Here is a 26987-nt window from a genome sequence, read left to right as displayed (position 1 = left end):
TTAAACACTCCAGAGAATTTGCACGGTCCACACAACGTAGGCCAGCAGCGCAAGCACCGTGGCGCATTGCAGGAACAGCTTGATGCCGGCGTTCTTGACATAGTCCATCCAGATGTCACGCAGGCCGACCCAGGCGTGGTAGAACAGGCCGAAGAAGGTGACTGCCGAGAACAGCTTGAACCACTGGCGCGAGAACAGCGATGCCCAGCCTTCGTAGGTGAAATTTTGTGCGGTCAGGAAGGTGCCGAGCAGGATGACGGTGTAGACCACCATCAGGATCGCGGTGATGCGCTGGGCCAGCCAGTCGCGCACGCCGTAGTGCGCGCCGACGACGAGGCGACGCTGGCCAATATTATTCTTGCTTGCCATGATTAAAAGACTCCAAACAGTTTCAGGCCGACGACGACGGTCAGGGCCAGGCTGATCACCAGCACCCAGCGTGCGGTTTTCTGTGCTGCGTCCTTGTCCAGGGCCAGGTGGTTGTCCATGAACAGGTGGCGGATGCCGGCGGTGAAGTGGTGCAGGTAAGCCCACGACAGACCGAGCAGGATAATCTTGACGAACAGGCCGCTGACGATCCCGGCGAAATGGGCGAACGAAATCTCCGAGCGCAGGCTTTCCTGCAGCAGGTAGAGCAGGAAAGGCAGCATCAGGAACATGCCGAACCCGCTGATACGGTGCAGGATCGACACAATCGCCGACGGCGGCTGGCGATAGTTCATCGTAATGTCGGTAATGTTGACATTACGAATAGGCTGTCCCCTCTTTTGCTGCTTTGTTATGGCTTCGGACATACAACACCTCCTTGACTGACAAAATGTGATTAACCCTTAATTTTCGCCGATTTTTTGATCCGCACCAATAACCGTTTCCAGTTTATCGGCCAGTCGCGCGGGGAACAGGGTTTTGTTCGGCGCATTCTCCAAACCAACATATTTTAATCGCATGAAGCGATTGTTGCTGGGCCCGGCCTGGGCCTAGCAAATTCCTTCAAAACACCGCATACACGGGCGCCTCAAAACGCGGCCCGGGCCGTTTCTCGTACGGTGGGCACCCCGTGCCCACGCGGAATGTCGCGCCAACGAAACGCTCGGGCGGACGTTAGCCGATGATCATGTGATCCGCGTCGAAGAGAGCCGCCGCTGTGCATGCATCCGCGTGGGCACGGGGTACCCACCTTACGTTCACGGCCAACATCGTCTGCGATGCCGCCACAACTCTCCCTGCTACGACAACGCGTTCTGGTAATGATGCTTCGCCGTCGAATACAGCCCGCGCCGCAATTCCACCGCCTTGTCGCCATAGGTAAACGACACCCGCTCCGCGCACAGCAGCGGCGTGCCTTCCTGCACCTGCAAATATTCCGCCGCCGCGCTGTCGGCGCCGACCGCGCGGATCTTCTCGGTCGCGCGGATCATGCGCGTGCCGAATTCCGATTCGAACAGGCCATACATCGGCCCCTTGTATTCCACCAGCCGCTCGGCCGTCAGCCCCTTGAATAACTGCCCCGGCAGCCAGAGTTCTTCCAAAATCGTCGGCGCGCCATCGAACGACTGCACGCGCTTGATGTAGACGACCGCGTCGCCCGCCTTCAACTCCAGCAAACGGGCGACCTCGGCCGGCGCGCGGATGCGCTTGACCTCGATGACGCGGTTGTCGGGATGGTGGGGCACGCCCTCGTCGGGCATCAGTTTCAGAAAGCGGAAGTGGGCGCGTTCTTCGTGGTGGGTGGCGACAAACGTCCCCTTCCCTTGCCGGCGCACGACCAGGTTCTCGGCCGCCAGCTCGTCGATGGCCTTGCGCACCGTGCCCTGGCTGACCTTGAAGCGCGCCGCCAGTTCGACCTCGCTTGGCATCAGTTCGCCCGGCTTCCATTCGCCGGCCTGCAGGCTGTGGGTGATGAGCGCCTTGATCTGCTGGTACAGCGGCCGGAACGACGGCGAGCCGTTGCCGCCTGTGCCGTCGTTGCTCGGGTTGGACGAATGGGGATTCATAGACCGCTATTTCACCACGAAAGCCCTGCTCCGTCCAGTGTACGCATGGCAATGACATGTGTCTTATATAAGACATATGATATCAATTGACAGGTGGAAGTGGCGAGGAATACACTCGCGGTCGATTGGAAGCTTGCCGCCCCGCGGCCCGCCTCGTTTAGACAGCGCCTCGACAAGGTCTCGACAGCGTCTTGACACCGTTTCGAGGCTCCGCTCTGCTGCAGGCATCCACTTGAATACTTGCCGCTTTTGGTATCATTGCAGTTTTCCCAAACAGGCGTATTCTCGGCGTCGACCGTTTTCATTCCCACTTTTGGAGATTCATCATGGCTAAAACCCCACTGCGCGTTGCCGTTACCGGCGCGGCCGGCCAGATCGGCTATTCCCTGCTGTTCCGCATCGCCAATGGCGACATGCTGGGCAAAGACCAGCCGGTCATCCTGCAACTGCTGGAAATCGACAACGAAAAAGCACAGAAGGCGCTGAAAGGCGTCATGATGGAAATCGACGACTGCGCATTCCCGCTGCTGGCCGGCATGACCGCCCACAGCGACCCGATGACCGCCTTCAAGGACGTCGACTACGCCCTGCTGGTTGGCGCACGTCCACGTGGCCCAGGCATGGAACGCAAGGACCTGCTGGAAGCGAATGCCCAGATCTTCACCGTGCAAGGCAAGGCGCTCGACGCCGTCGCTTCGCGCAACGTCAAGGTGCTGGTGGTCGGCAACCCGGCCAACACCAATGCCTACATCGCCATGAAGTCGGCCCCATCGCTGCCGTCGAAAAACTTCACCGCCATGCTGCGCCTGGACCACAACCGCGCCCTGTCGCAAGTCGCATCGAAAACCGGCAAGCCGGTCGCCTCGATCGAGAAGCTGGCCGTCTGGGGTAACCACTCGCCAACCATGTACGCCGATTACCGCTTCGCCACCATCGACGGCCAGTCGGTGAAAGAGCTGATCAACGACGACGTCTGGAACCGCGACACCTTCCTGCCGACCGTCGGCAAGCGCGGCGCCGCCATCATCGAAGCACGTGGCCTGTCGTCGGCAGCGTCGGCAGCCAACGCCGCCATCGACCACATGCACGACTGGCACGTCGGCACCAACGGCAAGTGGACCACCATGGGCATCCCGTCGGACGGTTCGTACGGCATCCCGGAAGGCACCATGTTCGGCTTCCCGGTCACCATCGAAAACGGCGAGTACAGCATCGTGCAAGGCCTGGAAATCGACGCCTTCTCGCAAGAGCGCATCGACCTGACCCTGAAAGAACTGACCGAAGAACGCGAAGGCGTGGCCCACCTGCTGGCCTAAGCTTCCGAGCGCGGCGCCATGGACCCGGCCAAGCCGACCGTGCGCCGCAGCCGCCGCACCCCTGGAAAGGGGCCGGCGGCTTCTTCATTTTCTACAAGCACTTCTAACGAAACACACATGCATCCTTCCGAGGTTTTATTCCAGGGCAAACGCCAGCCGCTCCTTCTTCCCGCCTGCGATCACTATTGCGGCTCGGAGAAACTGATGCGCAAGTCGATGGCCCTGCAACAAGAGCTTGGTCCCGTCTTCGACATCACCTTCGATTGCGAAGACGGCGCCGCCGCCGGCAACGAAGCCGCGCACGCCCAGCTGGTGGCCGACCTCATCAACAGCGAGGACAACCGCCACAAGCGCATCGGCGCGCGCCTGCACGACATCGACAGCCCGTTTTTTGAAAGCGACGTGACGGCTATCGTCGGCGCCGCGGCGAATAACCTGGCCTACGTGGTGCTGCCGAAGCCGAACGGCGTGGCCGATGTGCGCCGCGCACTGGAAATCATCAACCGCGTGGCAATTCCCGCCGGCCGTCCGAACGCGGCACCGGCCGCGCTGCCGGTGCACGTGCTGGTCGAGACCCATGGCGCCCTGCGCGAGGCCTGGGACATCGCCGCCCTGCCCCAGGTCGAGTGCCTGTCGTTCGGCATCATGGACTTCGTCTCCTCGCACTACGGCGCGATTCCCGCGAACGCGATGCGCACGCCGGGACAGTTTTCGCACCCGTTGGTTGTCCGCGCCAAGCTGGAGATGGTTGCGGCATGTCATGCGCACGGCAAGGTCGCCTCGCATAATGTGACGACCGAAATCAAGGACAGCGCGGTTGTGGCGAACGACGCACAGCGCGCTGGGGCCGAATTCGGCTTCACGCGCATGTGGAGCATCCATCCGGACCAGATCAAGCCGATCATCAAGGCGTTTACGCCAAGGCTGTCGGAGGTGAACGAAGCCACCAACATCCTGCAGGAAGCGATGGCGGCGAATTGGGGACCGATCGCTCAGCATGGGCGCTTGCACGACCGCGCCAGCTACCGATATTATTGGACCGTTTTGCAGCGCGCGAAGCTGGCCGGCCTGGCGCTGCCTGAATCCGCGGCGGCAATCGTCAACCAAACGGAACCCCACTAATGGCCACCCCAGTCAAACACCTACTCGCCGCCGGCACTTTCATGCTCGCGGCCCTCGGTCTGTGCGCCGCCCCAGCGTCCGCTGCCCCGGAAAAGAACCATCCGAAAGCCGCCGATGTTGTAAAAAAGGCGCAAACCAAAAAATCTTCCAAAGGCAAGAAAGCCGCTGCGGTCGTGGCCGCAGGCGCCGCCGGGGCCGCTGTCGCGGCCACCGTCGATGAAGCGGAACCGGACATTACCGACACCAAGGTCACCGACTACGCCTGCGAGCTGGGCAATGCGATCACGATCTACACCAATGAAAAAGACGACGCCCACATCGCGCTGCGCTGGAAAAAGCGCCTGCACCGCCTGGAGCGCGTGGGCACGACCACCGGCGCGCTGCGCTTCGAGAACAAGAACTATGGCCTGATCTGGATCGGTATCCCGGCCAAGGGCATCCTGCTCGACTCGAAGCTGAACCGCCAGCTGGCCAACGAATGCAAGAACGCCGAGCAGTCGAAGCCGCTGGTGACCGCTGCCCTGGACGACAAGAAAAGCTGATGCAAAAAGGTGACGCAAGGAACACTGCGCGTCGCCCTGGCTGACGATTTATTTAGTAGCAATAACAAGAGACCCTACTGAAGGAGAGCTTATGTCTCGCAACACCCTGAACACGCTGAAGGACTTCCCGCTTGCGGATGGCCAGTCGGGCCAGTTCTACTCGCTGCCGGCACTGGGCGAAAGCCTGGGCGTGAACCTGTCGCGCCTGCCGGTGTCGATCCGTATCGTCCTCGAATCCGTGCTGCGTAACTGCGACGGCAAGAAGGTCACCGAAGAGCACGTTCGCCAGCTGGCGAACTGGGGCGCGACCGCCGAGCGTACCGACGAGATTCCTTTCGTCGTGGCCCGCGTCGTGCTGCAGGACTTTACCGGCGTGCCGCTGCTGGCCGACCTGGCCGCGATGCGCAACGTCGCCAATAAAATGGGTGTCGATGCCAAGAAGATCGAGCCGCTGGTGCCGGTCGACCTGGTGGTCGACCACTCGGTCACCATCGACCACTTCCGCGAACCGGGCGCGCTCGACCTGAACATGAAACTGGAATTCCAGCGCAATAACGAGCGCTACCAGTTCATGAAGTGGGGCATGCAGGCCTTCGACACCTTCGGCGTCGTGCCACCGGGCTTCGGCATCGTCCACCAGGTCAACCTGGAATACCTGGCGCGCGGCGTCATGAAGCAGGGCGACACCTTCTACCCCGACACCCTGGTCGGCACCGACTCGCACACCACCATGATCAACGGCGTTGGCGTAGTCGGCTGGGGCGTGGGCGGTATCGAAGCCGAAGCCGGCATGCTGGGCCAGCCGGTGTACTTCCTGACCCCGGACGTCATCGGCGTCAACCTGAAGGGCAAGCTGCGCGAAGGCTGCACCGCAACCGACCTGGTGCTGACCATCACCGAACTGCTGCGCAAGGAAAAAGTCGTCGGCAAGTTCGTCGAGTTCTTCGGCGAAGGCACCCGTTCGCTGTCGACCACCGACCGCGCCACCATCGGCAACATGGCGCCGGAATACGGCGCAACCATGGGCTTCTTCCCGGTCGATGAAGCCACCGTCGACTACTTCCGCGGCACCGGCCGTACCGAAGAAGAACTGGTTGCCTTCGAGAACTACTACAAGGCCCAGGGCATGTTCGGCATCCCGCAGGAAGGCGAGATCGAGTACACCCGCGTCGTCACCCTGGATCTGTCGACCGTCACGCCTTCGCTGGCGGGTCCGAAGCGTCCGCAAGACCGTATCGAACTGGGCAACGTGAAGAACAACTTCACCGAACTGTTCAGCAAACCGACCACCGAAAACGGCTTCAACAAGCTGGCTGACGACCTGTCGAAAGTCTACGAGACCACCAACGGCGTGCGCGTGAAGAACGGCGACGTCCTGATCGCCGCCATCACCTCGTGCACCAACACCTCGAACCCGAGCGTGCTGCTGGCTGCCGGCCTGCTGGCCAAGAAAGCCGTCGAGCGCGGCCTGACCGTGGCGCCGCACATCAAGTCCTCGCTGGCCCCTGGCTCGCGCGTGGTCACCGAGTACCTGACCGCCGCCGGCCTGCTGCCTTACCTGGAAAAGCTGGGCTTCGGCGTGACCGCCTACGGCTGCACCACCTGCATCGGCAATGCCGGCGACCTGACCCCGGAACTGAACGCCGCGATCGTCCAGAACGACATCGTCGCCTCGGCCGTCCTGTCGGGCAACCGTAACTTCGAAGCACGTATCCACCCGAACATCCGTTCGAACTTCCTGGCCTCGCCACCGCTGGTCGTCGCCTACGCGATCGCCGGCAACATGACGCGCGACCTGATGACCGAACCGGTCGGCAAAGGCGCCGACGGCGTCGACGTCTACCTGGGCGACATCTGGCCGACCTCGCAGGAAATCGGCGAACTGATGCGCTTCGCGATGAACTCGGACGTGTTCAAGAAGAACTACGCAGACGTCAAGGGCAACCCAGGCGCACTGTGGGAACGCGTGTCGACCACCGAAGGCCAGGTCTACAACTGGCCGGAGTCGACCTACATCGCCGAACCGCCGTTCTTCAGCGACTTCGAGATGACCCCGAAAGCGGCCGCCACCGGCATCCAGGGCGCGCGCGCACTGGGCGTGTTCGGCGACTCGATCACCACCGACCACATCTCCCCGGCCGGTTCGATCAAGGAAGACGGTCCTGCAGGTAAATGGCTGAAGGACCACGGCGTGCTGAAGGCTGACTTCAACTCCTACGGCTCGCGTCGCGGCAACCACGAAATCATGATGCGCGGCACCTTCGCCAACGTGCGTATCAAGAACCGCATGATCCCGGCGAAGGCCGACGGTTCCGCGGTCGAAGGCGGCATCACGCTCCACCAGCCGACCGGCGAACAGATGTCGATCTACGACGCGGCCATGAAGTACGTGGCCGAAGGCACCCCGACCATGGTGTTCGGCGGCGAAGAATACGGCACCGGCTCGTCGCGCGACTGGGCAGCCAAGGGCACCCAGCTGCTGGGCGTGAAGGCCGTTATCGTCCGTTCGTTCGAGCGTATCCACCGCTCGAACCTGGTCGGCATGGGCGTGCTGCCGCTGCAGTTCATCGGTACCGACAGCGTCGAGACCCTGGGCATCACCGGCAAGGAAACCTACGACCTGAAGGGCCTGGAAGGCGAGATCAAGCCACAGCAACAAGCCACCCTCGTCATTCATCGTGAAAACGGCGAATCGCAGGAAGTGCAGGTTCTGCTGCGTATCGACACCCCGATCGAAGTCGACTACTACAAGCATGGCGGCATCCTGCCGTTCGTGCTGCGCCAGCTGCTGGCTGCGTAAATCGTCAACCGTAGTCCCCTGCAAACCGGCTCCGCGAGGGGCCGGTTTTTTTTCGGGCGCGGCCAGTATCGAATGGATGAGCAGCAATCTCTATTGCTGCTGAGATCGGATTTCTTTACATTTCACGTTTTTCATTTAATAAATACTGCGCCAAGTCCTTGATTTCACATCGTGTCAATACACTGGAACGGTGTTTGCTTCGCTTGTTTTGCGGTGGGGGCACCGCTCAACCTTGAAGAGGATGTGATCATGAAACTTCTGAAGAAACTGGCCCTGGGAACGGCATTGGCAGTGTCGATGGGCGCGGCCCAGGCGCAGTCGCAGGATGTCTTGAACAACTGGGTGTTCAATCCCATCGGCGGCGGCTTTGATAGTGGACAAGAAATCAATGAATACCTCGATGTGAACGGCAATGCCTTCATCAACCTGAACCGGACCGGACCGAACAGCTTCACCTTCACCGAACATGCTGTCTTCAATATCAAGCAGGCCGATTCGAACGGCCAGGATTTCGACGATAACTACGCAGGCGGGAATATTTCCGCGATTTTCGAAGCCACCGGCACCGGTACGTTCGGCGGTTCGTTCGCCTTTACCGGCGGCACCATTCGCATGTACCAGAATGCGACCAACCAGTATGGCGGCACCGAAGGTATCTATGGCGCCGACCTGGGTAACCTGATCGCGAGCTTCAACGTGCTGGCACGCGGCGGCGGCATGGTCGATGGCAACGGCGACCCCACCGACAATGGCCAGGTCAGCGTGTTTGCCCAGGCCGATGCCGGCTCTCTCGCGCCTGGCTATTTCTTCCGGGCGAACGGCGACGACCTGTCCGAAGAAGCCATCCTGTCCTTTGCCTTCACCAACGCAAACACGATCGGCGATCCAACAGCCCGCCTGGTGGAAGAAGTGGCCTGCCAGTTTGCCGGATTCACGGGCACGGGATGCCCGAACAACGGCGACGCTTATGCGAACGTCCCGGGTGATTATTTCTTCATCAGCAGCAATGGCCAGTTCAAGCTGAGCGAAGTCGATGCGGAAGTACCGGAGCCGGGTTCACTGGCCCTGTTCGGTATTGCGATGCTGGGCGCCGGCGTGGTGGCGCGCAAACGCGCCCGCAAGGCTTGATGCGTGATTCGACGCGCCATGGGAGAGCGGGCTCGCCCGCTCTTGCTCATTCCAATACCCTGAACAATTGCTCAGCGCAGCAAAGCAGCCGCTTCGCGCAAGACCTGGAGCTGGGCGGCCATCATCGGCTCATTCGGGTCGTGGCCGGCGCGCGGCACCACCACGAAGCGTTTGTGCGGCGCCTCGATGCGCTCGAAGTAGCGCCGCGCCACTTCGGGCGCCGACAGGATGTCTTCCTGGCCCATGACGAAGAACACCGGCAATGCGAACCGGGTTCCCATCCGATATGAATCGTAGCGCGAGAACATGCCGTCGCCCTGCAGGCCGACGAACTGCAGGAAAGAATAATCTTCGCCGGCTTCGTAGTCGGCCTCGTACTTCGGCGTTGCATATAGCGGCGCCGGCTTCCACCACCAGCCTGGCGCCGGATCGGTGACTTTTGCTTCGTACTTGCGGTCGATGCGGCGCGCAATGCCAAAGGCGCGCGGATTGGTCCAGGGCGGCACGCCCAGCGCTTCAAGCTTGCCGATGGCATCCTTGTCGTCCGCGGCGCGTGCCAGCTGCAACAGCTTGCCGTACATCGCCGTCTCGTTTTCCTTGTACGAAATCACTTGCACCGCGCCAATATAGGCGTCGAACAGCGCAGGCTTCGCATGCGCTATCTGGATGCCCAGCATCGAGCCCCAGGAACTGCCCCACAACAGCAGCTTGCGCTTGCCGAGGTGGCGGGTGGCGTAGTCGGCCACGCCGATGCCGTCTGCAACCAGCAGCTCCATCGTTAGCGCTTCGTCTTCGGCCGGGCGGTTGCGGCCGTAGGTCATGCCCGATCCGCGCTGGTCCCAGTGCACCAGGGTGAAGTCCTTTTCCCAGGCGCCGAAGACATTCCGGGCGTAAGGCGTGAGCGGATTGCCGGGGCCGCCGTGCACCAACAGCACCACAGGGTTGCCGCAGCGCTCGCCCTTGATCGTGACCCATTGTTCGATGCCGTTGATGGCGACGAAGCCCTGTTCGTCGATTGGTTTGGCGGGGTCTTCGCAGGCCGCGCCGGCAAGGATGGGGAGCGACAGGAACAGGGCGGACAGCAGCTTCACGAGGCGAGGCATCGGCAACTCCGGCAGGAACGGGAATGGCCATCCTACCCATGGCTTTGCATAAAAGCAACGAATATGCGCCGGCAGGCATATCCGATTTGATTGAAAAATAATGATTGCCGCCACCATCATCGCCGGCGCGGGCGCCGTCATCCACCTTGGCGTGCGCTTCGTGTACACGCGGGCGCTGCTGTTGCGGCGCTGAGGCCGGGTTCTCTACCCGCAATCCGCTTCGATCCAGGCGCTCATCCGCCTAGCCTCGCCCGTCCCCCTTGTCAAGCAACATTGCCGAGTGTGTCACGCCGTCCACGTTTTCAATGCAGCATAAGTAAAGCTTGCCAAGAGATAACGTTTAGTTATGATGGATTTGTCAGTACACATGACATACCGCTGCATTCGATAGCGTAACGAACATTCAAGGGACGAGAATAATGAAGAAACAAACGCTGCAACGCGCGCTGCTGGCTTCTGCCATCCTTGCCGCTTTCGCACCGGCGCAAGCCCGGGCGCAGGAGCAAACGGATGAACCGCTGCAACAGGTGATCGTGCTCGGTTCGCGCGCCCAGGCCAAGACCGCGCTCGATACCTCGGTACCGGTCGGCCTGGTGAATTTGAAGGACATGCAGTCGACCGGCATGCAGGAACTGGGCAAGGTGCTGCAGGACCTCGATCCGTCGTTCAACTTCACCACCACCTTCATCAGCGACGGCACCGACATCATCCGTCCTGCCACGCTGCGCGGCCTCGGCCCCGACCAGTTGCTGGTCCTGATCAACGGCAAGCGCCGCCACCAGCAGGCGCTGGTAAACGTGCAGCAAACCATCGGGCGCGGCTCGGCCGGCACCGACATCAACGCCATCCCCCTGTCCGCCATCCAGAGCATCGAGGTGCTGCGCGACGGCGCCGCGGCCCAGTACGGCTCGGATGCGATTGCCGGCGTCATCAACATCATCCTCAAGAAGGGCGCCGACCTCGGCCAGTTCAGCGCCAACGTCGGCACGACAAGCGAGGGCGACGGCGACACCTATTCGGCCAGCATCCACAAGGGCTTCGCGCTCGGCGCCGACGGCGGCTACCTGAACCTGTCGCTGGAAGGGCGCAAGCGCAACGAAACCAACCGCGCCGGCGTCGACACCCTGCGCGTCGACCCGCCGCGCGTGACCCAGCGCATCGGCGACAGCAATGCCAAGGACGCCTATTTGTGGCTGAACGCGGCGCTGCCGGTGCGCTCGAACGGCGGCGAGTTCTACGTGTTCGGCGGCGCCTCGAAACGCAAGGGCGACTCCGGCGGCTTCTTCCGCCCTGCCGAAGATGCGCGCACCGTGCCCGAGATCTATCCGAACGGCTTCCTGCCGAACATTGTCACCACGGTCAAGGATGCTTCGCTGGCGCTCGGCTACCGGCACGAGCTGGGCAATGAGTGGAGCATGGATGCGAGCGTGAACCATGGCCGCAGCGAACTCGGCTTCCACGAACGCAACTCGATCAACGTCAGCTACTACTACGAAGACAACCGGCGCGAGTCGCCGCTCGAGGCCGATACCGGCGCGCTGAAATTCAACCAGACCACCTTCAATCTCGACTTCAAGGGGCCGGTGCAGGTGGGTGGCGCGCCACTGTACGTGGCCACCGGCTTCGAATGGCGCCGCGACGGCTACGAGATCGTGGCCGGCGATCCGGTCTCGTACCAGTACGGCCGCACCAACAATCCGGGCAAGCTCATCCTCGACCGGTTCGGCGGCGTCGCAGCGTCCGGCATCCAGGGTTTCCCCGGCTACACGCCGTCGAATGCGGTCGACGATGCACGGCACAACGTTGCGCTCTACCTGGACCTGGAGCGCAAGTTCGGCGAGCAGGTGAACGTCGGCGCGGCCGTGCGCCATGAACGCTATTCCGACTTCGGCTCGACCACCACGGGCAAGCTGAGCGCGCGCTGGGATCCGTCGCCGACCGTCGGCGTACGCGGCAGCGTTTCCACGGGCTTCCGGGCGCCGGGCGTGCAGCAGAAATTCTACAGCTCGGTGTCGACCAACCTGAACCAGGACGGCACGCTGACCGAAACGCTGACCGCACGCGAAGGCAGCGCCGTGACCCAGGCCTTCGGCATTTCGCCGCTGAAGGAAGAACAGTCGAAGAATGCCAGCGTCGGCGTCATCCTGCGTCCGAGCAAGAACTTCTCGGTCACGGCCGACCTCTACCGGACCAACATCGACGACCGCATCGTCTTCTCCAGCGTCCTGCAGGCGGAAAACGGCACTTGCATCGATCCGGTGCGCTGCCCGATCGGCGCGCTGCTGGTGCCGCTGCGCGTGGGCCAGGCCCAGTTCTTCACGAACGCGATCGACACCAGCACCGACGGCTTCGACCTGACGGCCCAGCACACCACGCGCAACGCCGGCTCGACCCTGGTGCTGTCCGGCCAGCTGGGCTTCAACAAGACCAGGGTGAAGGACCGCCATTCGCAGTCGCCGGTGCTGACGGGCGAACAGCTGTTCGACAACGCGCAGGTGATCCTGATCGAACGCGGCCAGCCGCGCCAGCACCACGTGGTGGCGGCCGACTACACGACCGGCCCCTGGAACGCGACCGCCCGCGCCAACTACTTCGGCAAGGTGCAGGGCCAGGGCTTCACACCGGACGTGCAGACTTGGGACGCGAAATGGATCGTCGACCTGACCGCGCGCTATTCGTTCAGCAAGGCGCTGAGCGTCGCGGCCGGCATCAACAACCTGTTCGATACCTACCCGACGCGCTGGCAAGCCTCCGACACCAATCCCTTCCCGTCCATGGGCTTTACCCACTGCTGGGAAACCTGCCCGTTCGGCATCAACGGCCGCTCGATGTATGCGCGGGTGGATTATTCGTTCTAAGGTGACGATGTAAGCAGGCCGGGCAGCCAGCGTTGGGCGCGCTGCCTGCCCGGTGTGCCGAATGGACTGTGGCTGGGGACTGCCGACTCAGACTTCCGCCCACATCCTGAGCAGGTTGTGATAATGCCCGGTCAGACCCACCGTGGCGTCCGACTCGCCATGCGCGCCGCGCAACGCCTGGATATGCGTATCGAGCTCGAACAACATCGCTCGCTTCAGGTCATCGCGCACCATGCTCTGGGTCCAGAGAAAAGAAGCAATCCGCTCGCCGCGCGTCACCGGCAATACCTGGTGCACGCTGCCCGAGGGATACACGATCGCATCCCCCGCAGGCAATTTCACCTCGTGCGTACCGTAGGCGTCGACCACCACCAGCTCGCCGCCTTCGTACTCGTCCGGGTCGCTCAGGAACACCGTGGTCGACACATCCGCGCGCAAGGCCGGCATGCCCGGGCGCTGGGCGCGGATCGCGCCGTCCACGTGCAGGCCGTAGTGCTCGCCGCCGCCGTAGCTGTTGAAGTACGGCGCCAGGATGCGCAGCGGCAGCACCGAGGAAAAGAACAGCGGATTGGCCATCAGCGCCGCGCTGACCGCGTTTCCCAGCTCCATGGCCAGGGGCGAACCCTCGGCCAGCTGGCGGTTGCGTTTCACCTGCGCACCCTGCGCGCCCACGCTGGCGCGGCCGTCGACCCAATCGGATTCGTCGAGCTGCCTGCGCATTTGCGCCACCTGCTCCCGGCTCAGGACGCCGGGGATATGCACCATCATGTTCGTATTCCTTTTCTAGAAAAGAAAACGGCCCTCCCCGCTGCTGGCAGGGAGGGCCGCGTGCACCATGCCGACCTTAGAATTTCAGGTTGGCGGTCAGCGTTGCCGAACGGCCAGCGCCTACGCCCGCGTAGTGCGGCGACGACACGCGGTCGAAATAGACCTTGTCGCCCAGGTTCTGCACGTTCAGCTGGACCGACACGTTCTTGTTCAGCACGTAGCTGGCCATGGCGTCGAAGCGGGTATAGCTCGGCGCGTATTTCGTGTTGTTCACGTTGGCGTACACGCGGTCGACGTAGTTCATGCCGACGCCGGCGGTGATGTTCTTGCCGAAGGCATAGGACGTCCACAACGAGGCCGCATTCTTCGGCGTGGTCGGGAAGGCGTTGCCGTTGTAGGGCGAGGCGCTCCAGACCGGCGCGGCAGTGGTGCCGGTATTCACGAAACCATTGTCCTCGACCGTCGCATCCAGGTAGGTGTAGCCACCGAACACTTGCCAAGCATTAGTCAGCTTGCCCGAAAAGCCCAGCTCGACGCCTTTCAGTTCCTTCTTGCCGACGTTCTGCGTGCTGCCGTCCGGCGCCGTGACGCGCGCGTTGTTCATCTTGCTCTGGAAGATGGCGGCGTTCAGCGACAGGCGGTTGTTCAGCACTTCCCACTTGGTGCCGAGCTCGAAGTTCTTGCTGGTCTGCGGCTCCAGGTTCTGGATCGCGACCGTCAGGCCATCGAGGCCGTCGCCGCCGTCATTGCCAGGCGGCGTGGCCGAGGTGGCGTAGGACAGGTAGATGCTGCCGTTGGTCACCGGTTTGAATACCAGGCCGGCCTGGTAGGTGTCGAAGCTGCTCTCGACGCGGGCGCGCGAGGCCGGCGCGTTGCTCACGTTCAGCTCGCTCGAGAAGTCGTCCCAGCGCGCGCCCAGGTTCAGCAGCCACTGCGGATTGAACTCGACCGTGTCGAAGCCGTACACGGCGCGGGTGCGGGTCTCGATGCCGGTGCGGGCCGGCGACAGGGTGCGCGTCGTTACCCATGGGTCGTAGGGGTTCGGGTTGTTCAGCGGCGCGCAGTTGTAGCCGGTGGCCGCGCCCGAAGTCGCGCAGACAGTGTTGTTGGTCAGCAGGTTGTTGGTGCCTGGCGTGAATACATAGCTGCCGCGCTCGGTCGTTTCGCGGCTGAACTCGACGCCGACGTTGTAGCTGTGCTTGATGCCGGCGGTGGTCAGCTTGCCCGACAGGCTGGTGGCATTCGCCGCGGTCTCGGTATCGGTGATGCGGGTATTGGTGCGGCGCCAGACGGTGCCGTACAGCAGGATGTTGCCCTTCGAATCGTCGGGCTGGGTCCAGACATAGTCGTTCTGCGTCTTGCCGTAGCGCGTGACGTTGCGCAGCACCAGGCCGCCGCCGAAGTCGTGGCGCAGGTCGACGGTGCCGATGTCGGTCTCGGTGTCGCGGAAATCGCGGTTCACCAGGCCGTAGAAGGTCGAGCGGTCGACATCGATCGGGGTGCCGTTGCCGTTCAGGCGCACGTTGGCGCCGCTCGAGAACGGGTTGTTGAACGGGATGCCGGTGTCCGGGATCTCGCTCGTCTTCAGGTGGTAATAGCTGAGGATGGCCTTGGTCGGACCGTTCAGGCCGAAGGTGACCGTCGGCGCGATGCCCCAGCGGTCGCCGCCGATCACGTCGCGGCCGGCCACGTTGTTTTCGTGCGCCATCACGTTCAGGCGGAAGGCAATGTCGTTGCCGAGCGTGCGGTTCAGGTCGCCGGTGACGCGGCGGTAGTCGTGGCTGCCCACGCCCACAGTGGCGTTCGAGAAATTCTCGAGCTGGGCCGATTTGCTGACCAGGTTGATGCCGCCGCCGGCCGAGGAGCGTCCGCCGTAGGCCGAGTTCGGGCCCTTCACGACTTCCACCTGCTCCAGGTTGAATATCTCGCGCGACTGCGAACCGGCGTCGCGGATACCGTCGACATAAGTGTCGGTCTGGGCGTTGTAGCCGCGGATAAAGACGTTATCGCCCACCGGGTTGCCGCCCTCGCCTGCGCCGATGGTGATGCCCGACACGGTGCGCAGCGCGTCGGCCAGCGACACGGCGGCGGTTTGCGCGATCACTTCCTGGCCGATGACGGTGACGGACTTCGGCGTGTCCAGCAGCGGCGCAGTGAACTTGTCCGAGCTCGATGCGACCGGGGCCTGCACATCGCGGCGGTTGACGCCGGTGACTTCGACTACCGGCACTGCCGGGTCGATGTCCTTGTGGCCGGTATCGGCCAGGGCTGCCGGCGCGCCCAGCGTGGCCAGCACGGCCAGGGCGGAACCGGTGAGGGCGGGAGCGTTGCGTACGTGCTTGCGGCTGCGGATGAAGGGGGTGGTGTTCTGGCTTACTGGCGCTGCAGTGTGCTTGTTCATGTTGTCGGATCGTTTTTGTTATGTGGTAAATCGTCGCGAAAATACAAAAAACTGCTGCGAGATATACGTAAATATAATGAGAACGATTCGCATTATGATTTTTATTCTTGTATTTGGCAAGAAGCGAGACTGGCTGCCCGTATTTCTACGCTAGTCGACCGGGAAAGACGTGCGCTTTTCGCCACAACCCTCGGGATACCAAACCCGTGCGCAACATCTGGCGCCCTGGAACCGTTGTGTTCATGGCATGTGGCCGAATCAACTACAATACCGGAGATATGGGTTTATCATGACCCCTTGGACTTTCGATCCTCACCCATTTAAACAAGAGACTCCCTAGCGCCATGCGTCGTCCTTCCAAAGATTCATCCAACAAACTCTCCGCAGAAAGCCAGCGTCTCTCCAGCATTGCCCAGGCCATCGTGCAGTCCGCCAGCCGCGTCGAAGAACGGATTTGGGAAAAGCAACTGGACACGCAACTGCAAAAACTGCTCAAGACCAATCATCAGGACAGCATCGACGCCGCACTCAACGCCTTGTTCAAGGACGAGCTTGCCGCCTACGACGTGCTGATGGACGGCGTCGAGGCGGTCAGCGAATCGTCGACGATGATAGAGCAGCAGGACGGCGCCGAGGTCACCTGGCAAGCCGTGCTGGTGGCCGCGCCCATCCTGGCCTGGACCCGCTTTTCGATTGGCTCGGGCACGATCCCGCCGGAATTGCTGACGACCTTGCAGGCCCACTTCTCGGCCCACCTGCTGGCCGAGGGCACGCGCGTGGCAATGGCGCCGACGCTGTACGCCATCGACCAGCTGCCGCGCACCCATGCCGAGACCTATGGCCTGACCCACAAGCTGGCCGCTGCCGCGCACAAGGGCGGCAGCGTCAAGCCGGCCGTTCGTGCGCCGGAAACCGCACCCTTCCTGGCCGACACGCGCTACCTGCTGGTGGCCATCGTCGCCCCGGCCGGCGCTCCGCTGTTCCGCTGGCAGGAAGCCCAGCACCAGCTGAACTTCGCCGCCGAGCGCAACAATGCATTGAGCGCCTGGCGCGACCAGGCCACCGCCAACGTGGTGCGCCTGCTGCCGGGCTGCGGCGTCGAGCTGCTGCTGCCGGAGGCGTATTACGTGGCCTGCCGCGAAGCCGATAAACTGATCCGCCCGGTGTCGATCCGCGCCGCCGTCCATTACCTCACGAATACCCTCGACCTCGAGCCGTCCGACCTGCGCGCCGTGATCGCCGGCTTCGGCGAGGAAGCGGCCGATGGCCAGGTCGACGAATACCGCGTCGGCTTCACGCTGCGCCAGAGTCCGGAAGTGGTGTACGGCATCGTCTGGCCGCTGTATGGCCAGGAAGACGAGGAAGGCACGCCGCTGGAAGGCGGTTTCGGTGGTGCATTGCCGCCTCCGCTGACTCCGGTCAACGAAATCATCGCTTACCTGAACGAAGCCGGCGTCACCCACGTCAAACGCATCAACGAAACCTATGTGGTCGAGTATTGCGACGACTGCGGCGCGCCGCTGTTCGCCGATCCGTCGGGCGAACTGGTGCATGCCGAAATGCCGGACGACGCGCCTGCCGGCAGCGAGCACTTCCACTAACACGCCGCTGCGTAAACGACATCGCCCGCTACTGCCTCGAAGGCGGTAGCGGGCGATGTTTTTTCTGTGCCGGGTTGATCGCTCAGCGAATCGCCTCGATCACGCGTTTGGTGAATTCGGCAGGGTTGCCCGCATGCCAGCGCCACACCACCACCAGGTCGTGGTCGGGCGAGACGACGATCGTGTTGCTGCCCGCACCCAGCGCTGCATAGGCGTTCGCCGGCAGGCCCGGCAAATTCTTGCCCTTGGTGTTCAGCCACCACAGGTAACCGTAGTCCGGTCCGTTCGCGCTCGGCGTCAAGGCGTCCTTGACGTAGCTTGCGGGCAGGATCGCGCGGCCATTCCACTGGCCGCCGCGCAGCCACAGGTAGCCGAAGCGCGCCATGTCCCAGGAATCGATCCACATGCCGCCGCCCCAGCGCGTGCCGCCGCTCACCGAAGGCGCCAGCTTGCCGTTCAGCTCGACGTAGCTGTTGGTGTAAGGCACCCATTTCCACGTGTTCGAGGCGCCGATCGGGTCCATGACCTGTTCCTGGAACACTTCCGGCACCGGCTTGTCGAACACGCGCAGCAGCGACAGCGCGAAGCGGTTGATGCGCACGTCGTTGTACTCGTAGTGCGTGCCCGGCGCCGCCAGGGTACGCGGCTTGCGCTCGCCCGCACCGAACGCTTCCTTGCCGACGAAGTCCGCGTTCTTGCCCCACAGGCTGCCTTCCCACTCGGTTTCCTGTTGCAGGTGCTGCTTCCAGGTCACCTGGGCATTGCGCTGCGAGGCATAGCCGCCGTCGTTCACGCGCCTGGCCACCGGCTCGTCGAGCGGGCCGATGCGGCCCTCGCGCACGGCCACGCCGGCCACCGTCGACAGCATGCTCTTCGCCACCGAATAGGTCGGATCGACGAAATGCGTGTCGCCGAACTCGGCCACCACATAGCCCTTGTAGATCACCACGCCATTCGTGTGGGCGCGGCGCGTCGGCATCGAACCCAGGCGTTGCCCGAAGGTCTTGTCCTGGTCGGAAAAGTCGAGTGCGCGTTCGGTTTCGTGCGACTGGGCATACTGGATCGCGGCGCTGAGTGCGGCCGGGTCCATGCCGAGTTCGGCAGGCGCCTTGTGGGTCCACTCGCCTGCCGGTGGAAAGTAGGCTGGCTTGTCGGCGGCCCCGGCCACGGCCGGCAGCAACAACGCGAGTCCAAGGGCAAGCGCGGTGCGCCGGCTAATCAAGGTCATGCAGGATCCTTCCATTGGGAATATGGTTGGCGAATCAGATTGGAATTGAAGTAGCGCGCATCGCCCGTCACCTCGCGCCCCAGCCAGTCGGGCTTCTCAAAGGCTTCGTCCTCGGAAGCCAGTTCGATCTCGGCCACCACCAGGCCGGCGTTCGCGCCCAGGAATTCATCGACTTCCCAGGTGTGCGGCCCGATGGCGATGCGGCGCCGTACCTTTTCGACCAGCGGCTGCTGGCACAGGCCGTCGAGCAGTTCGGCAGCCTCGCTCACGGGAATCGGATATTCCCATTCCCCGCGGCTGGCGCCCACGCTCTTGCCCTTGATGGTAAGAAAAGCCTGCTCGCCATCGATGCGCACGCGCACGGTGCGCGCTGCATCCGTGCTCAGGTAACCCTGGCGCAGCAGGGTCGCTTGCCCCAGCGTACGCCAGGCGTCGCCATCGACCAGGAACTTGCGTTCGATCTCGACGCCCATTGGCTCAGTCCAGCGATTGCAGGATAGGCTGCAGGATCGCCGCACCCAGGGCCGCGCTGCGCGCACCGTTCCAGCCGGTGTGCGGGTTCGGCAAATCGGCGTTGTCCTTGAACGGCATCTCCAGGGTCAGCGACAGGCACTTGAAGGTGTGGCCGATGTACTTCGAGGCCAGGGTCAGCAGTTCCTCATTGTACTTGCTGGCCGCGTAACCGTACACGTTCTGGAAGTCCGGGCTGGCCGCCATGTACTGCTGGACGAAGGCGTTCTGGCGCGCCTGGCGCTCCGGGCCGAAGTCGGACAGCATCTCGTTACCGGCCACAAAGTTGTACGGCAGTGCCTCGTCACCATGGATGTCGAAGAACATGTCGACGCCAGTCTCGTGGATCTTGTTCTTCACGCACAGCACTTCCGGGCTGCGCTCGAGCGTCGGCGTCATCCATTCGCGGTTCAGGTTGGCGCCGGCGGCGTTCGTGCGCAGGTTGCCGCGCACCGATCCGTCCGGATTCATGTTCGGCACGATGTAGAACACGGCGCGCTGCAGCAGCTTGCGTGCAACCGGGTTGGCGTCGTCGAGCAGTGCATCCATCATGCCTTCGACATACCACTCGGCCATGGTTTCGCCCGGATGCTGGCGCGCGATAACCCAGATCTTTTTCTCGGCGTTAGGATTGCCGATCACGACCAGGTTCATGTCGCGGCCGTCGACCGTGGTGCCGATATCAAGCACGCGCGCGATCGGGTTCTCGGCCACTTCGCCCAGCAGGCGCAGGTGGCGCTCCCAGGTGTAGGGTTCGAAGTAGGCGTAGTAGACGCTGTCGAGCTCGGGCGTGTGATTGACGGTCATGACCTGGCCGTCGAAGCTGGTCGGCACGCGGAACCAGTTCTCGGTGTCGTAGCTGGCCGCCACCTGGTAATCCTGGAAGCCCTTCGGGTAGGTTGCCTGTCCGGCATTCAGGAAACGGATCGTGCAGGCCTGGCCGCGCGCGCCTTGCAGGCGGAAGTGGAACCACTGGTGGATGTCCGCGTTGTTGTCGCGGCGCAGGTTCACATCGATCTGTTTCGCGTTCTCGGCGGCGACCACCTCGATGGCGCCGGAGTCGAAATGCTGGCTGATTTTGATAGGCATGGCTGATCCCTTTTCTGGCCCGTTCACAAAGTGAAGCATGATACTGGATTCGGCAGCGCCATGCCCTTCCCTGCCGAGCAGCAGCGATAAAGGCTTATGCGTCGAGGTCGATCAGCTCGCGGCTGTACATGATCAGGATCTGGCGCAGCAGCTCGACGTTGCTGCGGTCGAGCACCAGCACCAGGTCGGGCTTGCGGTCGAGGTTGAACTGCATGCGCAGCTTGCCCGGCAGCTCGCGGCAATTCAGGCTGATGGCGTGCGGGTTGTTCGGGTTTTCCCAGTCGAACTGGGTGATCTGTGGCGCGGCCGGCGGCGGCTGCAGGGTCGGGTCCTGGTTCACCGGCAGGTGCTTGTTCAGCCAGAACACGATACTGGCGGGAATATGCAGGGAGACATCGCTGGCGCCGTGTGCGGAAAATTTCGCGAGCAGCGAATTGCCCACGCGATCGCAGGACATGGACAGGCTCTTGACTTGACGAATGACCGCTTCTTTCACGACGAGGTTCCTCAGCTTGGTTTGATTTGATTGGAAAAAGGGCGCAGCGATTCTACCTGATCCCATCGTCGAATTGTGTGCATTCAGAAACTATCGCGGAAAGAAAACAGGGAGCATGCAGCTCCCCGTTCCCTTCCATCACCCATGTGTTTGCCAACCGCACTATCGACGGCTGGAGGCGCGCAATGTCATCGGCGCGGCACGCTTACTTCGTGCTGCGGCTCTTCGACGACGTACGCGAGCCGCTGGCCGAGCCGGCGCTGGCGGACTGGCGGTTGCCGTGGCTCATGCTGCCTGCACGGCGTGCTTCTTCCGAAGTGAATTCGTGTGCGGTGCCCTTCTGGTGGGCTGCCTTGCCACCCTGGCTGGCGATTTCGCGTTGGCGTGCCGGATCCATCGAAGCGAAGCCGCGGTTGCGGGTGCCGCTGCTCTGGCTATTGGACTGATTGCCGCCCTGCTTGTTACCTTGATTGCTCGAAGCCATGATCGTGTTCTCCCTGTTCACTTGTGGAAACCGCCGCGTCTTGCGGCAGGCTACCGCCCAGTCCCATCCGCCAACGCCGATGAGTGTTCGGTTGAATCATCTTAGGCAGGGCGATTGGATGAGGGTATAGGACATTTTCAGATGACTTTGTAGGACGACACGCAAGAGAAAATGCACTTACGAAAGGTAGTGTCAATAGGAAAAAATGCCCATCAGTTGTAGTCCTACACACTACCGCAACGTCTTCCTATACTGGACATCGGACGACGCGCGCATCATGGCAGAATCGGGCGGCGCCAGCGGGCAGCAACAGTGAGCAGCAACAGCTGGCCGGGCGGCCGCGCCAGCAACCAGTCTTGTGAAAGGAAACGTCATGGACGCGAATCAACGCAGCGAGATGAACAACCAGACCAACAATGGCGGCAACGAAAAGTGGAACGCGAATGCCAAGGGCAAGACCGCGCCCGACGCCCCGCTCGACCACACCTACCCGCAAGGCGCCTCGCAGCAGCAGGGCCGCCAGGGCATCGACCAGATGGGCACCCAGCAAAGCGGCGTGGGCCCCGGCCCCTGGACCGAGGAAAGCAGCCGCTGGGACCTGCCGGGCGGCTCGATGCAAACCCAGCAGAGCGGCGGCAGCGGCCCGACGCAAAGCATCACCGACAGCCACCAGCGCCAGATGGAACAGCATTCGCAAGCCTGGGGCGAGCTGGAGCAGCCAGTTGGTGGCCACCGCGCCGCCGGCAGCGGCGTATCGGTCGCACCGCACCAGGGTGGGCATTCCGGCAACGCCCAGGCTGCAAGCATGAATCCCCAGGATCCTCGCCAGCCTGAATTGCAGGGCGGCTCGCTCGGCCATCATCACGGCGTAGTGCAGCCTACTGCGCAGCCCACCTCGCAACCTGCCTCGCAGCCGGCCTATGGCGGCCAGGCCATGCAAGCGGCCCAGCAGGGCAATAGCCAGCATGCCGAAGCCTTGCCGCGCTCCCCTGCGCGGGAAAGGCAGGACAGCACCGACCGCGCCGGCTCGCAGACCGGCGAGCAAGGCCGCGAACAGGGCGCCGACGTGCACCAGTCGAACGACGTCGCCGGCGGCTTGCCGCGCAGCCCGGGCAACGCGGGGCCGCGTACCGAGAACCAGGAGTGGCAACCGGGCGCCAGCATGAAGGACGAGCCGAATCCGGTGCACCAGTCGAACGACGCCGCCGGCGGTTATCCGAAGAGCCCGGCCGGCGCCAACCGCCTGGCCGGCGACCGCAAGATGGACGACGACACCGGTTTCTCGCGCAAATAAGGCTGATCAGGATCGGCATGCACCAGTTCCCATAAGCCCTGGCTTCGGCCGGGGTTCTTGACCGGCTACCGCGAGGCAGCCGGTTTTTTTATGCGCGCGGCAACCCCTCTCATGCCGCCTGAATGAATGCTGAGCCCGTATTTTCACGTCCTTCATGTAGGACTGATCTTTCTCCATCAAAGAAATATTGTGAAATTATTCGACGCCTTTTCGCGCGTTGGTCGGCCTGCAAAGTGTGTCGAGACGACGTCGACACTTGATTCAGATTCAGAACACGCCATCACGCAGGAACTCGACCGTTTGTCCTGGAATCGAATCACCCTGAATGCGCACTGCCGTCGAGCCTCGGCGAGCAGTGGGCCGACACAGGGAGGCGACAATGGAGGAAACGCATGCAGGAATTGCCGGCACCGGCCTCGGGCCATCGCTCGGGCTTGCCTTACGCATATCGGTCGTGGTGCCCACCTGCGGGCGCATGGACCTGCTCGACCGCTGCCTCGACGCCCTTACCCGCCAGACCCTGCCGGCTGGCGCCTACGAAGTCATCGTCGTCGACGACGAACCGAACCATAACACCCTGCACCTGGTGGCGGGCTGGCGCGCCCGCACCGTCGAGCGCGGGCCGCGCCTGGTGTACATCGCCAATTCCGGCCAGCACGGCCCGGCAGCGGCGCGCAACCTCGGCTGGCGCGCGGCGCAAGCCTCGATCATCGCCTTTACCGACGACGACACCGTGCCCTCGCCCACCTGGCTGGCACAGGGGCTGGCCGCCTTCGGCGAACACGTCGACGTCCTCTGCGGGCGCGTGGAAATGCCGCTGCCGGCCACGCCCACCGATTACCAGCGCACCGCGCGCCTGCTCGAAACCGCCGAGTTCGTGGCCGCCAACTGCTTCTGCCGCAAGAGCATCCTCGAACGCCTGGACGGCTTCGACGAACGCTTCACCGAACCCTGCCGCGAGAATGCCGACCTGCACTTCCGCCTGCTCGGCATCGAGGCCCGCATCGTGCGCGCGCCGCAGGCCCTGGTGGTGCATCCGCTGCGCCCCGCTCCCTGGGGCATAAGCCTGCTGCACACGCGGCGCGCCGTGTTCGACGCCCTGCTCTACAAGAAGCATCCCGGCCTGTACCGCGCCAAGGTCGAGCCCGCGCCGCGCTGGGACCATTACCTGGCCGTGGCCGCCCTGCTGCTGGCCCTGGCCGGCTGGCTGGCCGGCAGCGCCCCGGTATTCGGCGTGGCCGGCCTGGCCTGGCTGGTGCTCACTGCACGCCTGTGCCTGCAGCGCCTGCGCGGCACCGCGAAAACCGCATCCCATATCGCCGAGATGATCGTCACCTCGGCCCTGATTCCTCCGCTGGCGGTGTTCTGGCGCCTGGCCGGAGCCGTCCGTTACCGCGTCCGCTTCACCTGAGGTGTCTATGCGCCGACTCAAGGTCCTGACCTGGCATACCCACGGCAGCTATCTGTACTACCTGTCGCAGGCGCCGCACGACTTCTACGTCCTGTCCAAGCCGGGCCGCCCGCCCGGCTATGGCGGGCGCTGCGGCCACATGCCCTGGAGCGACAACGTGCACGACCTGCCGCTGGCGCAGCTGCGCGGCCAGGAGTTCGACTGCATCCTGTTCCAGGACGACCACCAATGGGAAAAGGACCAGTACGCCTTCCTCACGCCCGCCCAGCGCGCGCTGCCGCGCATCTACCTCGAGCACGATCCGCCGCGCGCCCACCCAACCGATACCCCGCATCCGGTCGACGATCCGAACGTGCTGCTGGTGCACGTCACGCCCTTCAACGCGCTCATGTGGGACAACGGCCGCACGCCCACCGCGGTCATCGAGCACGGCGTGCTGGTGCCCGACAACGTGCGCTACCGCGGCGATCTCGAGCGTGGCCTGGCCGTCAGCAACCACCTGGGCCGGCGCGGGCGGCGCATGGGGGCCGACCTGTTCCTGCGCGCACGCGCCGAAGTGCCGCTCGACCTGGTCGGCATGGCGGCCGAAGAGCTGGGCGGCATCGGCGAAGTCCTGCATGCGCAGTTGCCGGCCTTTGCATCCCATTACCGCTTCCTGTTCAGCCCGATTCGCTACGCCAGCCTGAGCCTGGCCGTGATCGAGGCCATGATGACCGGCATTCCCGTGGTGGCCTTTGCCACCGCCGAGATGGCCACCGTCATCGAGGACGGCGCCAACGGCTATTCCGACACCCGCTACGAGCGCCTGGCCGACTGCATGCGCGAACTGCTGCGCAGTCCTTCGCTGGCGCGCGACATCGGCCAGGCCGGCCGGCGCCGCGCCCAGGAACGCTTCTCGATCGAGCGTTTCAGCGCCGACTGGGATGCCGCCCTGCGCCAGGTAACGGGCACTTGATCCAGGCACTCTTTTCGACACAAGCGGATTTCCCCTTTTCCAGGAGCAGATATGGCAGCAAGGCACACAAGAATGCGGCAAACCGCTCGGACGGCGAATGGCAGCACTGCATTGCGCGGCAAGAATGCTCAACGATGAAAGCAATCTTTCTCGACAAGGACGGCACGCTGATCGACAAGCTGCCGTACAACGTGGAACCGCGCCGCATCCGCCTGGCCGCCGGCGCCGGCCCGGCGCTGCGCCTGCTGGCGAAACTCGACTACCGCCTGTTCGTGGTCAGCAACCAGTCCGGCATTGCCGAGGGCCGTTTTCCGGAAGACGCCATGCACGTGGTCGGCGACCGCATCGCCGATTTGCTGTTCCGCGAAAACCTGATGCTCGACGGTTTTTATTATTGCCCGCACCACCCCGGCGGCACGGTGGCGCCGTATGCCATCGAATGCCACTGCCGCAAGCCGCTGCCGGGTTTGCTGCTGAAGGCGGCAATCGAGCACGGCGTGGATTTGCGCTCGTCCTGGATGATCGGCGACATCCTGCACGACGTCGAAGCAGGCAACCGCGCCGGCTGCCGCACCATCCTGCTCGACAACGGCAACGAAAGCGAATGGCGGCTCGGACCGCGCCGCATCCCTACCCGCATGGCGCCCGACCTGTACTCGGCCGCCGTGCTCATTGCCGGACACGACAACGAATGACACACCTCTGGAACCAGGCCCGGCACGTGCTGTGCGTGCGCCTCGACGCATTCGGCGAGGTGCTGATGTGTACGCCGGCCATGCGCGCGCTGCGTGCCCAGCACCCCGAGCGCCGCCTGACCCTGCTCACGTCGCCCGCCGGCGCGGCGCTTGCGCCCTACCTCGACGATGTCGACGCCGTCATCGCCTACGAGGCGCCGTGGATGAAAAGCGGCGCTGCATTACAGCCCGAGCAGCAGCGCGATCCAATCGTGGCCACCCTGGCCGAACACCGCTTCGACGCCGCCGTCGTATTCACCGGCTATAGCCAGAGCGCGCTGCACGCCGCCCTGCTCTGCCAGCTGGCCGGCATTCCTTTGCGCCTGGCCTATTGCCGCGAGAATCCTTACCAATTGTTAAGCGACTGGATCGCCGATCCGGAACCCGGCGCCATGGTGCGCCATGAAGTGCAGCGCCAGCTCGACCTGGTGCGCCGTGTCGGCGCCGAGATTGCCGACGAGCGGCTGGCCTTCACGCCCGCGCCTGCCGATCTCGACGCGGTGCGCGTCAGGCTGCATGCTATGGGGATCGATCCGGATGGACGCTGGCTGGTGCTGCATCCCGGCGCCAGCGCCCCGTCGCGCCGCTACCCGCCGCACCACTGGCAGGCCCTGGTGCGTGCGCTGGGCGAACGCGTCAGGTGCCCGCTGGTCTTCACCGGCGCGGCGCACGAAGTGGCGCTGATCGGGCAGATCGGCGCCGGAGTCCATATCCATTCGCTTGCCGGACAACTGCACATTGGCGAACTCGGCGCCTTATTGGCCCAAGCTTCGCTGGTGGTGAGCAACAACACCGGGCCGGCCCACCTGGCGGCGGCAGTGGGTACCCCGGTGGTCGACCTGTATGCGCTGACGAATCCGCAGCACACGCCGTGGCGCGTACCCAGCCGCGTGCTGAACCACGACGTCGACTGCCGCAACTGCGAACGCAGCGTCTGCCCACAAGGCCACCACGACTGCCTGGAAAAACTCGCGCCGAGCCAGGTGGTCGACGCCGTCTGCAGTTTGCTCAAGCAAACCGAGCCTTATCGGCGAAAGAAGATGCGCATGGCGTGATGTTGCGGATCCAGTTGTCCACGGCCTGGCGCACCGCTTCCTTCTCCGGCTTGTCATTGCTGCGAAGATCGTGCCCTCGAACGGCGTCGGCTTTGCCC

The 26987-nt window shown here is 63.5% G+C and carries 23 protein-coding genes; 12 read left to right on the top strand and 11 right to left on the bottom strand.

Annotated elements, in window-relative coordinates; genetic code table 11:
• From sdhD to QWL29_RS14885, 3 genes are all read right to left on the bottom strand, one after another.
• Window positions 1-369, bottom strand: coding sequence for a succinate dehydrogenase, hydrophobic membrane anchor protein (sdhD, locus tag QWL29_RS14895; protein ID WP_305823666.1), 369 nt, complete (start codon window positions 367-369; stop codon window positions 1-3).
• A 2-nt stretch (window positions 370-371) separates the two neighbouring features.
• Complete coding sequence (gene sdhC / locus QWL29_RS14890) at window positions 372-794, bottom strand: succinate dehydrogenase, cytochrome b556 subunit (protein WP_305823665.1); 423 nt, start codon at window positions 792-794, stop codon at window positions 372-374.
• A gap of 432 nt (window positions 795-1226) precedes the next feature.
• Window positions 1227-1994: a GntR family transcriptional regulator gene (locus QWL29_RS14885; RefSeq protein ID WP_305823664.1), complete on the bottom strand. Its 768-nt coding sequence runs from the start codon at window positions 1992-1994 to the stop codon at window positions 1227-1229.
• Between the two features lie 326 nt (window positions 1995-2320).
• Between QWL29_RS14885 and QWL29_RS14880 the strand changes: the two genes are divergently transcribed.
• The 5 genes from QWL29_RS14880 to pepA all read left to right on the top strand — a co-directional run bounded on the left by QWL29_RS14880 (window position 2321) and on the right by pepA (window position 8902).
• On the top strand, window positions 2321-3310 hold the full coding sequence (locus QWL29_RS14880) for a malate dehydrogenase (protein WP_305823663.1): 990 nt from the start codon (window positions 2321-2323) through the stop codon (window positions 3308-3310).
• Between the two features lie 117 nt (window positions 3311-3427).
• Window positions 3428-4432 carry an HpcH/HpaI aldolase/citrate lyase family protein gene (locus QWL29_RS14875; protein WP_305823662.1) on the top strand — a complete coding sequence of 335 codons (1005 nt, stop codon included), beginning with the start codon at window positions 3428-3430 and terminating at the stop codon, window positions 4430-4432.
• Complete coding sequence (locus QWL29_RS14870) at window positions 4432-4974, top strand: hypothetical protein (protein ID WP_305823661.1); 543 nt, start codon at window positions 4432-4434, stop codon at window positions 4972-4974. Before QWL29_RS14875 ends, QWL29_RS14870 begins: the two co-directional genes overlap by 1 nt.
• Before the next feature lie 91 nt (window positions 4975-5065).
• Window positions 5066-7774 (top strand): aconitate hydratase AcnA, encoded by a 2709-nt coding sequence (gene acnA, locus QWL29_RS14865; protein ID WP_305823660.1) that lies wholly within the window; start codon window positions 5066-5068, stop codon window positions 7772-7774.
• 249 nt (window positions 7775-8023) lie between these two features.
• Window positions 8024-8902, top strand: a complete 879-nt coding sequence (pepA, locus tag QWL29_RS14860; RefSeq protein WP_305823659.1) for a flocculation-associated PEP-CTERM protein PepA — start codon at window positions 8024-8026, stop codon at window positions 8900-8902.
• Between the two features lie 71 nt (window positions 8903-8973).
• Here the strand turns inward: pepA and QWL29_RS14855 are convergent, their stop codons facing one another.
• Window positions 8974-10005: an alpha/beta fold hydrolase gene (locus QWL29_RS14855; RefSeq protein ID WP_305823658.1), complete on the bottom strand. Its 1032-nt coding sequence runs from the start codon at window positions 10003-10005 to the stop codon at window positions 8974-8976.
• Window positions 10006-10424: 419 nt separating this feature from the next.
• Between QWL29_RS14855 and QWL29_RS14850 the strand changes: the two genes are divergently transcribed.
• Complete coding sequence (locus tag QWL29_RS14850; RefSeq protein WP_305823657.1) at window positions 10425-12863, top strand: TonB-dependent receptor plug domain-containing protein; 2439 nt, start codon at window positions 10425-10427, stop codon at window positions 12861-12863.
• 87 nt (window positions 12864-12950) lie between these two features.
• On the opposite strand, the gene QWL29_RS14845 is transcribed toward QWL29_RS14850, so the two are convergent.
• Together QWL29_RS14845 and QWL29_RS14840 are read right to left on the bottom strand one after the other, a co-directional pair.
• The gene (locus tag QWL29_RS14845; protein WP_305823656.1) at window positions 12951-13631 is read right to left on the bottom strand and encodes a Fe2+-dependent dioxygenase; all 681 of its coding nucleotides are present in this window, start codon (window positions 13629-13631) and stop codon (window positions 12951-12953) included.
• Window positions 13632-13707: 76 nt separating this feature from the next.
• Entirely contained in the window at window positions 13708-16032 is a 2325-nt protein-coding gene (locus QWL29_RS14840) for a TonB-dependent receptor (RefSeq protein ID WP_305823655.1), read from the bottom strand.
• A gap of 344 nt (window positions 16033-16376) precedes the next feature.
• Between QWL29_RS14840 and QWL29_RS14835 the strand changes: the two genes are divergently transcribed.
• Window positions 16377-17633 (top strand): DUF2863 family protein, encoded by a 1257-nt coding sequence (locus QWL29_RS14835; RefSeq protein ID WP_305823654.1) that lies wholly within the window; start codon window positions 16377-16379, stop codon window positions 17631-17633.
• Between the two features lie 82 nt (window positions 17634-17715).
• Here QWL29_RS14835 and QWL29_RS14830 read toward each other — a convergent pair whose 3' ends face one another.
• The 5 genes from QWL29_RS14830 to QWL29_RS14810 form a co-directional block, all read right to left on the bottom strand.
• Complete coding sequence (locus tag QWL29_RS14830; protein ID WP_305823653.1) at window positions 17716-18861, bottom strand: serine hydrolase domain-containing protein; 1146 nt, start codon at window positions 18859-18861, stop codon at window positions 17716-17718.
• The gene (locus QWL29_RS14825) at window positions 18858-19334 is read right to left on the bottom strand and encodes a CYTH domain-containing protein (RefSeq protein WP_305823652.1); all 477 of its coding nucleotides are present in this window, start codon (window positions 19332-19334) and stop codon (window positions 18858-18860) included. The genes QWL29_RS14830 and QWL29_RS14825 overlap by 4 nt, the downstream gene beginning before the upstream one ends.
• A gap of 4 nt (window positions 19335-19338) precedes the next feature.
• Complete coding sequence (locus tag QWL29_RS14820) at window positions 19339-20460, bottom strand: M14 family metallopeptidase (protein ID WP_305823651.1); 1122 nt, start codon at window positions 20458-20460, stop codon at window positions 19339-19341.
• A gap of 94 nt (window positions 20461-20554) precedes the next feature.
• On the bottom strand, window positions 20555-20917 hold the full coding sequence (locus tag QWL29_RS14815; RefSeq protein WP_305823650.1) for a hypothetical protein: 363 nt from the start codon (window positions 20915-20917) through the stop codon (window positions 20555-20557).
• A gap of 244 nt (window positions 20918-21161) precedes the next feature.
• Entirely contained in the window at window positions 21162-21440 is a 279-nt protein-coding gene (locus QWL29_RS14810) for a KGG domain-containing protein (RefSeq protein WP_229438950.1), read from the bottom strand.
• Window positions 21441-21813: 373 nt separating this feature from the next.
• Here QWL29_RS14810 and QWL29_RS14805 point away from each other — a divergent pair, with 373 nt between their 5' ends.
• From QWL29_RS14805 to QWL29_RS14785, 5 genes are all read left to right on the top strand, one after another.
• Window positions 21814-22734 carry a hypothetical protein gene (locus QWL29_RS14805; protein ID WP_305823649.1) on the top strand — a complete coding sequence of 307 codons (921 nt, stop codon included), beginning with the start codon at window positions 21814-21816 and terminating at the stop codon, window positions 22732-22734.
• Between the two features lie 379 nt (window positions 22735-23113).
• Entirely contained in the window at window positions 23114-24145 is a 1032-nt protein-coding gene (locus QWL29_RS14800) for a glycosyltransferase family 2 protein (protein ID WP_305823648.1), read from the top strand.
• 1 nt (window position 24146) lies between these two features.
• Complete coding sequence (locus tag QWL29_RS14795) at window positions 24147-25100, top strand: glycosyltransferase family 4 protein (RefSeq protein ID WP_305823647.1); 954 nt, start codon at window positions 24147-24149, stop codon at window positions 25098-25100.
• Window positions 25101-25234: 134 nt separating this feature from the next.
• A complete protein-coding gene (locus QWL29_RS14790; protein ID WP_305823646.1) occupies window positions 25235-25795 on the top strand; it encodes a D-glycero-alpha-D-manno-heptose-1,7-bisphosphate 7-phosphatase in 561 nt (186 codons plus the stop codon).
• On the top strand, window positions 25792-26889 hold the full coding sequence (locus tag QWL29_RS14785; RefSeq protein WP_305823645.1) for a glycosyltransferase family 9 protein: 1098 nt from the start codon (window positions 25792-25794) through the stop codon (window positions 26887-26889). Before QWL29_RS14790 ends, QWL29_RS14785 begins: the two co-directional genes overlap by 4 nt.
• Window positions 26890-26987: the final 98 nt, after the last annotated feature.

It is taken from the genome of Massilia brevitalea (genome assembly GCF_030711405.1).
GTDB classification, from domain to species: domain Bacteria; phylum Pseudomonadota; class Gammaproteobacteria; order Burkholderiales; family Burkholderiaceae_D; genus Telluria; species Telluria brevitalea.
The sequence above is the reverse complement of the archived record's forward strand: the minus strand, read 5'-3'. Positions and strand labels throughout refer to the sequence as shown.